The sequence below is a fragment of the Kluyvera sp. NPDC087067 genome, assembly GCF_044745165.1.
GTDB lineage: Bacteria > Pseudomonadota > Gammaproteobacteria > Enterobacterales > Enterobacteriaceae > Kluyvera.
The window spans coordinates 163,067-174,532 of sequence record NZ_JBIUZS010000005.1 but is presented as its reverse complement, the minus strand read 5'-3'; the positions used below and the strand labels follow the sequence as shown (position 1 = coordinate 174,532).

Here is an 11,466-nt window from a genome sequence, read left to right as displayed (position 1 = left end):
TGCTATTGTGACGGTTTATGGTTAACTTGTGAAGTGATAGCGGTTTGGTTGTTGAATTGGTTGGGCCAATTTAGAGGGGAAGCGTGGAGCAAACACACCTTCTCCCGGGCGGGAGAAGGTGAGGAACGGGAGATTAGAACTCGGTTTTAGCGAACCCGGTCATAACCTGCAGGCCCATCTCACGACCCAGAGCGGTCATTGGATGAACCACAACGATACCGCGAACGCTCTTTTTCAGCGCCCCCATGTTCGCTTGTTCTTTTTTAGTGATAGCACGGCTAAACGGCAGTTTTGCCAGCTTTTGCGCTTCTTTGCTCAGCTTCTGTGAATGCACCTCGCGCAGACGTGCGATTTCAGTTTCGAGCTTCGCTTTTTCCGCTTCTAATTCAGCGTACTTTTCAGCGCTATCGACCAAAGAGAGTGCTGCCTGCTGGTGGCGAATGGCGTCAAGCAGGTCGCTCAGGCGTTTGATTTCGTTCTTTTCGATTTCTTTCATGTTGCTGATATTCTGATAATAAAATAGACGTGATGCTCTCTAGTATGCGCGTTGTCGCTCATTTCTGGTAGTTAATTATACAAAATGGGCTAATTTCATCAGGCGATAATTCGCAGTGAATATATATAAAGTATTGAATTTCATTGCTATTTCATGAAATAGTTAACTGGATCGCTTTTTAGAAAACTACTGGCCTAAATTCGCACATTTTCCTCAACCCTAATTCTGAAGATTATCCATGCTTAAGAGGGATCTTGTAGAGGGAGGATATGCGATGAACAAAATGGGTGAAAACGTACCACGCATAATTGATAAAGCGGTAGATTTCATGGCTTCCAGTCAGGCATTCATGGAGTATTTACACAAACGGCCGCATTCTGACCATGTTCCTGCTGATATTCCTGAAGACAAAGCGGAGATGTTCCTGGCGCGGTTGGAGTACTATCGCGACCTTTACCGCCCCGTGGAAAAACCTCGCAAATAACGCGGCAAGATGCGTTTCTCGCTGGTAATGCATCCCCTCCGTTACCAGCGATTTTTACTGCTCGTCTCTCGCTCAACATCTCCCTTCTGGATGATGGCGAAATGCCTGACGCCCATAATCTCTACCTGGATCACCTGGTCAGTAAAAACCTGAGGGCGAATGCGGCGGCCTGAGCCATACTGATCTCTTTGTTGGCACAAAGGAGATAATGATGAAACTGGTCGGCAGCTACACCAGCCCTTTTGTACGTAAAATATCAATCCTCTTACTGGAAAAGGGGCTCGCCTTTGAGTTTGTGAACGAGCAGCCCTATAACGCAGAAAATGGCGTCGCGCAGTTTAATCCATTGGGCAAAGTGCCCGCACTGGTGACCGACGACGGCGAATACTGGTTTGACTCGCCGATTATTGCCCAATATATCGAACAGCTCGACGTTGCGCCGGATATGGTGCCACGCGACCCGCTGGCGGCGCTAAAGGTGCGCCAGCTTGAAGCATTGGCTGATGGCATAATGGACGCGGGACTGACCTCCGTTCGTGAGCTGGCGCGTCCGGCCGGGCAGCAGTCCGAAGAGGAAGTTTTACGTCAGCGGGAGAAAATCTCTCGCAGCCTGGATGCGCTGGAAGGCTACCTGGTGGATGGCACGCTGAAAACCGATACCCTCAATCTTGCTACGATCGCCATTGCCTGCGCGATTGGCTACCTGAACTTCCGCCGCATTGCGCCGGGCTGGTGTGTGGACCGACCCAATCTGGTGAAACTGGTCGAAACGCTATTCCTGCGCGAAAGCTTTGCCCGTACCGAACCGCCAAAGGCTTGATTGAACGCTATAACACCAGGTTGCTCTGCGTTGTACAATCCCCTTATGACTCCCTCTCCCGGCGGGAGGGGTAACATTTAACCGTCAGGCCTACTCATGACTACCGAAAACCGTTCGCTCTACAGCCAGCTTCCTGCCACCGATCGCCTGCTTCGCGATCGGGCATTTACCCGTTTACTCGATGCTCATGGTCACTCGCAGGTGGTGGAACAGCTCCGCCAGATGCAGGATGAAGCGCGTCTGAGCATCCGCGAACAGCACGCACTTCCTGCATGGAGTGAGGACTGGGCGCGGGAGACGGAAAAACGCCTGAACGTTGATGCGCAAAGCGCGCTGCGCCCGGTCATCAATCTCACCGGTACCGTGCTGCATACCAACCTGGGCCGTGCACAACAGGCGCAGTCGGCCATTGATGCCGTCACCCAGGCAATGCGCGATCCGGTAACGCTGGAATATGATTTAGACGGCGCCGGGCGCGGGCATCGCGATCGCGCGTTGGCCGATCTGCTGTGCCGGATTACCGGTGCGGAAGATGCCTGTATCGTCAATAACAACGCCGCAGCGGTGCTTTTGATGCTGGCGGCGACGTCGGCCGGTAAAGAGGTGGTGGTATCGCGCGGCGAGCTGGTAGAGATTGGCGGCGCGTTTCGTATTCCCGACGTGATGCGCCAGGCGGGCTGCGTCCTGCATGAAGTGGGCACCACTAACCGCACCCACGCCAAAGATTATCGTCAGGCGGTGAACGACAATACCGGGCTGCTGATGAAGGTACACACCAGCAACTACAGCATTCAAGGCTTTACCAAATCGGTTGATGAAGCTGAACTGGCGGAGATAGGCCGTGAGCTCGACGTGCCGGTAGTGGCGGATTTGGGTAGCGGTTCACTGATTGACCTTAGCCGTTACGGCTTGCCAAAAGAGCCGATGCCGCAGGAGATGATTGCCGCGGGCGTAAGCCTTGTGAGCTTCTCCGGTGACAAACTGCTGGGCGGCCCGCAGGCCGGGATCATCGTCGGCAAGAAAGCGCTGATTGCCGAGCTTCAAAGCCACCCGCTCAAACGGGTGTTACGGGCGGATAAAATGACGCTGGCGGCGCTCGAAGCGACGCTACGTCTGTATCTGCATCCTGAAAAACTGGCGCTTGAATTGCCGACGCTACGCTTATTAAGCCGGCGCGCAGAAGAGATTCACCAGCAGGCGCTACGCCTGCGTGAACCGCTGGCTCAGCGCTACGGTGATGAATTCTCCGTGCAGGTCATGCCCTGTGCTTCACAAATCGGTAGCGGATCGCTGCCGTCAGAAAGTCTGCCAAGCGCCGCGATTGCGTTGACGCCGCTCGACGGTCGTGGCAGCCAGCTTGAAACGCTGTCGAATCGCTGGCGTAGCCTGCCTATCCCGGTTATCGGGCGCATTTATGATGGTCGCCTGTGGCTGGATTTGCGCTGCCTTGAAGATGAACCTCGTTTTCTGGAGATGTTGTTGAAATGATTATTGCCACCGCCGGGCACGTTGACCACGGCAAAACCACTCTGTTGCAGGCCATTACCGGTATTAACGCCGACCGCCTGCCGGCAGAGAAATCCCGCGGCATGACCATCGACCTGGGCTACGCCTACTGGCCGCAGCCGGATGGTCGCGTGCTGGGCTTTATCGATGTGCCCGGTCACGAAAAGTTTCTCTCAAACATGCTGGCGGGCGTGGGCGGCATCGATCATGCCCTGCTGGTGGTGGCGTGCGATGATGGCGTGATGGCGCAAACCCGCGAGCATCTGGCCATTCTGCAACTGACGGGGAACCCGACGCTGACCGTGGCGCTGACCAAAACCGATCGCGTGGATACCGCGCGTATCGAGGAGGTTCGCCAGCAAATAACCGACGTTCTGCGTGAATTTGGCTTTGAAGAGGCGACGTTATTTGAAACGGCAGCGACGGCAGGGGTTGGGATTGACGCGCTGCGTGACCACTTACGTCAACTCTCTGCGCGCGATCGTATGGAGCATCAGCGGTTCCGCCTGGCGATTGACCGCGCGTTCACCGTTAAAGGTGCGGGTTTAGTGGTCACCGGCACGGCGCTGTCTGGCGATGTCCGCGTGGGCGACACGCTGTGGTTAACGGGCAAAAATACGCCGATGCGCGTGCGCGGTTTGCATGCGCAGAATCAATCGGTCGAACAGGCACACGGCGGGCAGCGAATTGCGCTAAACATTGTCGGGGCGGCCGAAAAAGACGATCTCAAGCGGGGTGACTGGCTGTTATCAGAAGCGCCGCCTGAACCTTCTGAGCGCGTGATTGTTGAGCTGCAAAGCCACGCGCCGCTCGGCCAATGGCAGCCGCTGCATATTCACCATGCGGCCAGCCATATCACCGGGCGCGTATCGCTTCTGGAAAACAATCTGGCAGAGTTGGTGCTCGATTCCCCGCTGTGGCTGGCGGATAACGACCGCCTGGTATTGCGTGATATCTCGGCTAAAGCGACGCTGGCGGGGGCGCGAGTGGTGACCCTCAACTCACCAAGGCGCGGCAAACGTAAAGCTGAATATCTGGCGTGGATTGCCACGCTGGCGGTGGCAAAAGAGGACGCTCAGGCGCTCGCAGTGCATCTCTCCCGCGATGCGGTCAAGCTCGGTGAGTTTGGCTGGGCGCGTCAGTTGAGTCCTTCTGGATTACAGCAATTAATTGCTAAACCTGGTTTTATCCTCGCGGGGGATAGCCTGTTGGATGCGCCGCTGGCGGCACGCTGGCAGCGTAAATTGTTAGATGCGCTGGCGATTTACCATGAACAGCACAAAGATGAACCGGGCCCGGGGCGTGAGCGTCTACGCCGTATAGCGTTGCCGATGGAAGATGAGGCGCTGGTGCTGACGCTGATTGAGCAGATGCGTGAAAGCGGCACCATTGCCAGCCACCACGGTTGGCTGCATCTGCCAGATCACAAAGCCGGGTTTACCGACGAGCAGCAGGCCATCTGGATGAAGGCCGCACCGCTGTTTGGCGATGAACCGTGGTGGGTACGCGATATGGCGGCGCAAACCGGTACGGAAGAGAACACCATGCGCGGTATATTACGACTGGCAGCGCAGCAGGGGATGATCACGGCGGTTGTCAAAGACCGTTATTATCGCAACGATCGCATTGTGGCATTTGCCAGTATGATCCGTGAACTTGACCTGGAAAAAGGCTCGACCTGTGCGGCTGATTTCCGTGATAAATTAAATGTTGGTCGGAAATTAGCCATTCAGATTCTGGAATATTTCAACCGCATTGGCTTTACGCGTCGTCGCGGAAATGATCATTTATTACGCGATGCGCTACTTTTCCCCGATAATAAAAATTAACAATTGATATAGAAAATATATCAATTTAAACACAAAAATATATTGATGAAGAATCAGCACGTTAGGAATATCAACCTGACGTGCTTTTTATTTTCCCGATGGGAAAAAATGCAATGCCGATCATATTTTCCCATGCTCTATTGCTCTACCCTCGTGGCCTGCTTATTAAATAAAGGAACTATCATGGCTGCATCAACTTTTTTCATTCCATCAGTGAATGTCATCGGCAACGGCGCGTTAAATGACGCAATGAATACCATGAAGGATTACGGCTATCGTCGTGCCCTGATTGTCACCGATGCCGTTTTGAATAAGCTTGGGGTCGCTGGCGATATTCAAAAACGTCTCCAGGAATATGACATTCTGAGCGTGGTGTTTGATGGAACGCACCCGAATCCAACGACGGTTAACGTTGAGGAAGGGCTGGAGATGCTGCGTGCTAATGATTGTGACTGCGTGATTTCGCTGGGTGGCGGTTCACCGCACGACTGCGCGAAAGGGATTGCGCTGGTGGCCTCCAACGGCGGCGACATTCGTGACTACGAAGGCGTCGACCGTTCTGCTAAACCGCAGCTACCGATGATTGCCATTAACACCACGGCGGGTACGGCGTCTGAAATGACCCGTTTCTGCATCATCACTGACGTTGATCGCCATATCAAAATGGCCATCGTTGATAAGCATGTGACGCCAGTTCTGTCGGTCAACGACTCTTCACTGATGGAAGGAATGCCGAAAGGGCTGACCGCGGCGACCGGGATGGATGCGCTGACTCACGCCATTGAAGCCTATGTTTCAACTGCTGCTACGCCGATTACCGACGCTTGTGCGCTGAAAGCGATCACCATGATTGTGCAAAATCTGCCAACGGCGGTAGAGAACGGTAGCAACAGTGAAGCGCGTGAAGCGATGGCCTACGCGCAGTTCCTGGCAGGGATGGCGTTCAACAACGCTTCTCTGGGCTACGTTCATGCAATGGCGCACCAGTTGGGCGGTTTCTACGATCTGCCACACGGCGTATGCAATGCGGTTCTGCTGCCGCATGTGCAGGTGTTTAACAGTAAAGTGGCCGCTGCACGTCTGCGTGACTGTGCTCAGGCGATGGGTATTGATGTAGGCGCGATGAGCAACGAGCAGGGCGCACAAGCCTGCATCGACGCGATTCGTAAACTGGCGCGTCAGGTGAATATCCCTGCCGGTCTGCGTGACCTGAACGTGAAGGAAGAAGATTTCCCGGTTCTGGCAACCAACGCGCTGAAAGATGCCTGCGGCTTTACCAACCCAATTCAGGCAACGCACGACGAAATCATGGCGATTTTCCGCGCCGCGATGTAATACCTGTGCCGCGCCGATTTGGGGGAGCTTCCCGGAGTCGGCGTAAACGCCTCGTCCGGGCTACTCTATCCTGTAGCCCGGCCAAGCGAAGCGCCGCCGGGAATCCCCGGCACCTTATTTATCCTGCGAATTTTGATTGTCGTAAACGACACGCAATTCTAGCGAACGACATTGTCCGTATATCCACAGCCCAAGCCAGCTCAGGCAGCCCATAATCCCGGTTAATACCAGTGCGAGTAGGGCGAAAAACAACGGGCTGATAATAAGCACGCCAAAGCCGTGCATCACCTCGCCGTTCCAGCGGACGGCAATAAGCGTAATACCAATTGCCCCTAAAATACCGTTAAAAATACCCAATGGCACCAGTGAGCACATCAGGCCCAGCAGGTGGATTTTAAACAGGCTGCCCGCGCTGATTTTTTTCAGCGAAACGGTCTGGAATTCGTCCATGTTATTGTGCGCTATGTTGTTGGAAAACGTGGAAACAACTATAGGTGAAACGATACTGAGGTGATAGCTAATCAAAGTTTGAGATCGGACAAAGCTCTCAATATTTGTAGGTACAGTGAGCACCTGCAACAGGTAGGCCTGATAAGCGTAGCGCCATCGGGCGGCGCGGTGCAGATTGCCGGATGGCGGCTTTCGCCTTATCCGGCCTACGTGATTATCTATTACGGGTACTTGCCCTCATTGATCCAACGGAATCAACGTTAGCGTCTGCGCTACTGAGGTATCGTAAATGTAATTAGCATGTTCATTCGGCATGAGGCAAATGACCGAATAGGCTCAGGCATCTAACAAAAAATGCTGACCACCGATGTCGGATCAAAGCACAACATCGACCTGCTCTGGCACTCTTAGGGTTTACTGTCCACAACGGAGTGGGGAATGAACCCGTTTATTGTCGCTGATTCCATGAAGTGTATTGGTTGCCGGACGTGCGAGGTCGCCTGCGTCGTGGCGCATCAGGAGCAGCAGGCCTGCGCGGCGGTATCGCGTGAGGCGTTCCTTCCGCGTATTCGCGTGGTGAAGGGGGATACGTTTTCGACGGCGGTAGCTTGTCACCAGTGTGAAGACTCACCGTGCGGAAATGTCTGCCCAACGGGGGCCATCTCGCGCAAAGATGGCTATATCAGCGTCGATCAAGCACGCTGCATCGGGTGTAAGAGCTGTATGCTCGCCTGTCCGTTTGGCGCGATGAACGTGGTTGTGCAACGGTCACGGGCGCAGGCGGTAAAATGCGATTTATGCCGTCATCGTGAGGAAGGACCAGCCTGCGTGGCGGCGTGTCCTACGCAGGCGCTGGCCTGTGTTGATGTTGGGCAAATCGTGAAGCCCGCATTCATGTAGGTGGTTGAGGTCAGGCCCAATAAGCAAAGCCTGACCGCTCCTGCATTAGCCTTTTTCGCGCCAGGCTTGCGCAATCTCTTCGGCGAGAGTCTTCACGCCCGCTTCAATTTTTTCCGGCTCAGGAACATAGTTCATGCGCATACATTGATGCGTGTGATCCCACGGTTTGTCCAGGCCCGGGAAGAAGAAGTTGCCGGGAACCATCAGGACGCCACGTTTTTTCAGCCGCTGATACAGTTCCTCAGTGGTGATCGGCAAATCTTTAAACCACAGCCACAGGAAAATCGCGCCTTCCGGTTTATGAATCAGGCAGCGATCTTCCGGTAAATAGCGGCGAATGGTAGCGATAGTTTCCTGAACGCGCTGATAGTAGAACGGTTTGATAACCGTTTCCGACAGGCGCAGCAAGTCTTTGCGCTTAATCATTTCACACATCATGGCAGGGCCTATGCCGCCGGGCGCGAGGCTAATAATGCCGTTCATATTGCTGATGGCGGTGATGATTTTCTCATTGGCGATAATAATCCCGCAGCGGGTACCCGGTAAGCCAAGCTTAGACAGGCTCATACACAAGATGGTGTTTGGGTTCCAAAGCGGCGTGGCTTCGCTAAAGATAATGCCGGGGAAGGGCACGCCGTAGGCGTTGTCGATAACCAGCGGGACGTTATGCTGACGGGCCAATACATCCAGCTTCTTCACTTCATCGTCGGTAATGACATTCCCCGTCGGGTTGGTTGGCCGAGAAACGCAGATCATCCCCGTATCTTCGCCGATTGGCAGGTTGTCGAAATCGACGTGGTACTTAAACTGCCCTTCCGGCAGTAACTCGATGTGAGGGCGCGTCGAGACGAAAAGATCGTCTTCAAGACCGGAATCTGCGTAGCCGATGTACTCCGGCGTCAGCGGAAAAAGCACCTTGCGAGTGGTGCCATCGGCGCGGCGTCCGGCAAACAGGTTAAACAAGTAGAAAAATGCGCTTTGGCTGCCATTTGTCAGTGCAATATTCTGCGGGCCAATCTCCCAACCTAATTCATTTCGCAGCATATCGGCGAGGGCGACGAGCAGATCGTTCTTCCCTTGTGGGCCATCGTAATTGCATAGCGCTTCAGAGACTTTGCCGCTTTCCAGCATCTGGGCCAGGAGATTCGTAAAGTAACTGTTCATCTCTGGGATTTGCGCCGGATTACCGCCGCCAAGCATGATGGCGCCTGGGGTGCGTAAACCGTCGTTGAGGTCTTCCATCAGGCGGGCGATGCCTGTATGGCGGGTGAACTTGTCGCCGAAAAGTGAAAATGTCATAGCTGATTTTCTATTGCTTATTTTGTGATGTCGGTAACGATAACGCCACTCACGATGCGGTGCAAATGAGCTGCTGGAGGATTATTAAGTGGATAACGCGTGATATTGCGTATTGGTTAGCGTTTTGTGCTAAAAGCCTGCGCGCCGGGCGCAGGCTGTATGAAGCATAAATCAGCGGTTACCTGCCCAGACTACCATCACTTTATCCTGTCCATTTTCACGAACAAAACCGTAGCCCTGGGGGAGAGAAAGCGTGGTCTGCAAACCTGCGCCAATGGCCGGGTGACGGGCGCGGAACTGCCCCAGAGTCTGCCAGTGTGCGACGGTCTGCGCAGAGCGACCGGCGACATCCTGCCAGTTCATCTGTGAACGCGTGCCTTGCAGCGGGTCGGAGCCGGTAGGGCCAAAGGGACGATCTGACTCATCGCCGTAGAAAATCTGTACCGCACCGGGAGCCAGCAGCAACAGTTCAGCCGCATTGCCGCCTTGCTCCCTGAACAGGCGGGTATCGTGAGACGACAAATAGCTCAGAACGTTAAAGCTCTGAAGCTTTTCCGCCATCTGTTGCCAGGTGGCATCGATATTGGCCAGGCAGTCGCTGGCCTTAGCCGCCTGATCCTGGTAATCGAAGTTAATCATCGCGTCGAAGCCGTGGCGGTAATAGTCGCTTTGCATAACCCCGTGGCCCCAGGCCTCGCCGGTCATCCAGAATGGCGCATCATCCACGGCTTTTTGTGGATTGGCTTTCTTCCACGCCGCCAGCGCTTCGGTGGACTGCGTTTTCAACTGCTGCCATGCCGCCATTTCGACGTGTTTGGCGGTATCCACGCGGAAGCCGTCAATACCGTAATCCCGTACCCATTGGCTAAGCCAGTGGGTGAGGTAGTCGCGCGGGGTATAACCGTCGATGGCTTTTGCGTGGGTATCCGGCTTGTGGCGATAGAAATTGGGTAATCCGCCGGGCGTCGTGGATTCGGTTTTCAGATCGGGAAGGAAAGCCAGCGACATGGTCAGGTCGTCAAAACCCGGATTGTCGTAATCGCCGATATCCGTGCGGATCCATGCTTTGCCCCACCAGTTTTCCCAGGCGGCTTTGTCGCTGAAATTGATGTAGTCGTTGAAGCTGTGCCAGCTCTGCCCGGGGCCAGGTTTCCAGTCGGTCCAGTGCTGGCCCAGGGTTTTAGTGATTTCCTCGCCTTGCAGATAAAGCGCGCCAAACTGGTACTGCTGCATATCGGCAAGCGTCGCGTAGCCGGTGTGGTTCATCACCACATCAAACAAAATGCGGATGCCGCGCTGATGGGCACCGTCAACCAGCGCGCGCAGATCGGCTTCCGTGCCCATGTTGGCATCGAGCGTGGTCCAATCCTGAGTGTAGTAGCCGTGATAGGCATAATGCGGGAAATCGCCTTTCGTGCCGCCACCGACCCAGCCGTGGATCTGCTCAAGCGGTGAGCTTATCCACAGCGCGTTGACGCCCAATTTTTGCAGATAGTCGAGCTTGCTGGTGAGCCCTTTAAGATCGCCACCGTGAAAGGTGCCAATTTCCTGCATCCCATCTTTATGGCGACCATAGCTATTGTCGTTACCGGGGTCGCCGTTAACGAAGCGGTCGGTCAGCACGAAGTAGACCGTGGCGTTGTGCCAGCTAAATGGGGCGGTTTTTTCGCTAGCCGCACTTTCCAGCAACAATAAGCCATTGCTGTGCTCTGCGGGTTGTAAGGTAATTTTCCCCTGGGTGACAACGGCCGTCTTACCGCTGTAGAAATCGCGGACAAGGCTACCTTCGGCAAACGTCTGGCTAACATCCAGCGTCAGTGGTTTTCCGTCCCAGCGCGGACATTGACGGACGGAAACCTGCGCTGCGCTGGCCTCAGCGGCGCTGTTGACGGCAATGGTCAGCGTAGGCGTACCGGAGCGGGTATCGACTTCCAGCGTATAGGTGCCATCACGGAACAGACGCCATTGTGGCGCCTCGCCTTTGCACGGCTCCAGCGAGAGCATTTGGTTCAGGCGAATGGCGGAAGAGGGCTGCCAGCACTGTTGGTCAAAATTCAATCGAAGAGGGCGAGTACTCTTGGTCAACGTTTTTTGGCTACTGAATTTACCCGTTCCGTCGGCAGAAAATGCCGGGAAATCGTCAGTCGTCCAGCTTGCGGCGCTCGCGAAAGCGGGTATCAGTAACGGAAGAATAGCGGCGAGTTTCATTCCAGTATCCTGTGCCAGAGGGGATTTTCTCAAGTGTGCCAGTCGGGCGCTGCGCTGTTATCCTCCCCAGGCCAGGAGGAGAGTAAGGGCTGAGTGATGGCGGTCAAAAAATGAGCTAAAATGAGAGCTGTCCGGCATT

10 protein-coding genes are annotated in these 11,466 nt (G+C 54.7%); 6 read left to right on the top strand and 4 right to left on the bottom strand.

What is annotated here, in order from left to right:
* Window positions 1-133: 133 nt before the first annotated feature.
* Window positions 134-496 carry a YibL family ribosome-associated protein gene (locus tag ACIPDS_RS14540; RefSeq protein WP_166515289.1) on the bottom strand — a complete coding sequence of 121 codons (363 nt, stop codon included), beginning with the start codon at window positions 494-496 and terminating at the stop codon, window positions 134-136.
* A gap of 274 nt (window positions 497-770) precedes the next feature.
* On the opposite strand from ACIPDS_RS14540, the gene ACIPDS_RS14535 reads away from it, so the two are divergent.
* The 5 genes from ACIPDS_RS14535 to yiaY all read left to right on the top strand — a co-directional run bounded on the left by ACIPDS_RS14535 (window position 771) and on the right by yiaY (window position 6,470).
* The gene (locus tag ACIPDS_RS14535; RefSeq protein ID WP_400737100.1) at window positions 771-980 is read left to right on the top strand and encodes a hypothetical protein; all 210 of its coding nucleotides are present in this window, start codon (window positions 771-773) and stop codon (window positions 978-980) included.
* Window positions 981-1,191: 211 nt separating this feature from the next.
* On the top strand, window positions 1,192-1,800 hold the full coding sequence (locus ACIPDS_RS14530) for a glutathione S-transferase (protein ID WP_400737620.1): 609 nt from the start codon (window positions 1,192-1,194) through the stop codon (window positions 1,798-1,800).
* 96 nt (window positions 1,801-1,896) lie between these two features.
* Window positions 1,897-3,288 carry an L-seryl-tRNA(Sec) selenium transferase gene (gene selA, locus ACIPDS_RS14525; RefSeq protein ID WP_400737097.1) on the top strand — a complete coding sequence of 464 codons (1,392 nt, stop codon included), beginning with the start codon at window positions 1,897-1,899 and terminating at the stop codon, window positions 3,286-3,288.
* Window positions 3,285-5,135, top strand: a complete 1,851-nt coding sequence (gene selB / locus ACIPDS_RS14520) for a selenocysteine-specific translation elongation factor (protein WP_400737094.1) — start codon at window positions 3,285-3,287, stop codon at window positions 5,133-5,135. The genes selA and selB overlap by 4 nt, the downstream gene beginning before the upstream one ends.
* Window positions 5,136-5,318: 183 nt before the next feature.
* Window positions 5,319-6,470 (top strand): L-threonine dehydrogenase, encoded by a 1,152-nt coding sequence (gene yiaY / locus ACIPDS_RS14515; protein WP_400737091.1) that lies wholly within the window; start codon window positions 5,319-5,321, stop codon window positions 6,468-6,470.
* A gap of 114 nt (window positions 6,471-6,584) precedes the next feature.
* On the opposite strand, the gene ACIPDS_RS14510 is transcribed toward yiaY, so the two are convergent.
* A complete protein-coding gene (locus ACIPDS_RS14510; RefSeq protein WP_166515296.1) occupies window positions 6,585-6,920 on the bottom strand; it encodes a hypothetical protein in 336 nt (111 codons plus the stop codon).
* A 438-nt stretch (window positions 6,921-7,358) separates the two neighbouring features.
* On the opposite strand from ACIPDS_RS14510, the gene ACIPDS_RS14505 reads away from it, so the two are divergent.
* Entirely contained in the window at window positions 7,359-7,820 is a 462-nt protein-coding gene (locus tag ACIPDS_RS14505; protein ID WP_400737087.1) for a 4Fe-4S dicluster domain-containing protein, read from the top strand.
* A 45-nt stretch (window positions 7,821-7,865) separates the two neighbouring features.
* Here the strand turns inward: ACIPDS_RS14505 and avtA are convergent, their stop codons facing one another.
* Entirely contained in the window at window positions 7,866-9,119 is a 1,254-nt protein-coding gene (gene avtA, locus ACIPDS_RS14500; protein WP_400737084.1) for a valine--pyruvate transaminase, read from the bottom strand.
* A 171-nt stretch (window positions 9,120-9,290) separates the two neighbouring features.
* Window positions 9,291-11,327, bottom strand: coding sequence for an alpha-amylase (locus ACIPDS_RS14495; RefSeq protein ID WP_400737081.1), 2,037 nt, complete (start codon window positions 11,325-11,327; stop codon window positions 9,291-9,293).
* Window positions 11,328-11,466 lie beyond the last annotated feature (139 nt).

Coding starts and splice junctions, on each gene's coding strand:
- ACIPDS_RS14495 (WP_400737081.1), bottom strand. CDS start 11,327: ATGAAACTCGCCGCTATTCTTCCGTTACTGATACCCGCTTTCGCGAGC.
- selB (WP_400737094.1), top strand. CDS start 3,285: ATGATTATTGCCACCGCCGGGCACGTTGACCACGGCAAAACCACTCTG.
- ACIPDS_RS14505 (WP_400737087.1), top strand. CDS start 7,359: ATGAACCCGTTTATTGTCGCTGATTCCATGAAGTGTATTGGTTGCCGG.
- ACIPDS_RS14535 (WP_400737100.1), top strand. CDS start 771: ATGAACAAAATGGGTGAAAACGTACCACGCATAATTGATAAAGCGGTA.
- avtA (WP_400737084.1), bottom strand. CDS start 9,119: ATGACATTTTCACTTTTCGGCGACAAGTTCACCCGCCATACAGGCATC.
- ACIPDS_RS14510 (WP_166515296.1), bottom strand. CDS start 6,920: ATGGACGAATTCCAGACCGTTTCGCTGAAAAAAATCAGCGCGGGCAGC.
- selA (WP_400737097.1), top strand. CDS start 1,897: ATGACTACCGAAAACCGTTCGCTCTACAGCCAGCTTCCTGCCACCGAT.
- ACIPDS_RS14530 (WP_400737620.1), top strand. CDS start 1,192: ATGAAACTGGTCGGCAGCTACACCAGCCCTTTTGTACGTAAAATATCA.
- yiaY (WP_400737091.1), top strand. CDS start 5,319: ATGGCTGCATCAACTTTTTTCATTCCATCAGTGAATGTCATCGGCAAC.
- ACIPDS_RS14540 (WP_166515289.1), bottom strand. CDS start 496: ATGAAAGAAATCGAAAAGAACGAAATCAAACGCCTGAGCGACCTGCTT.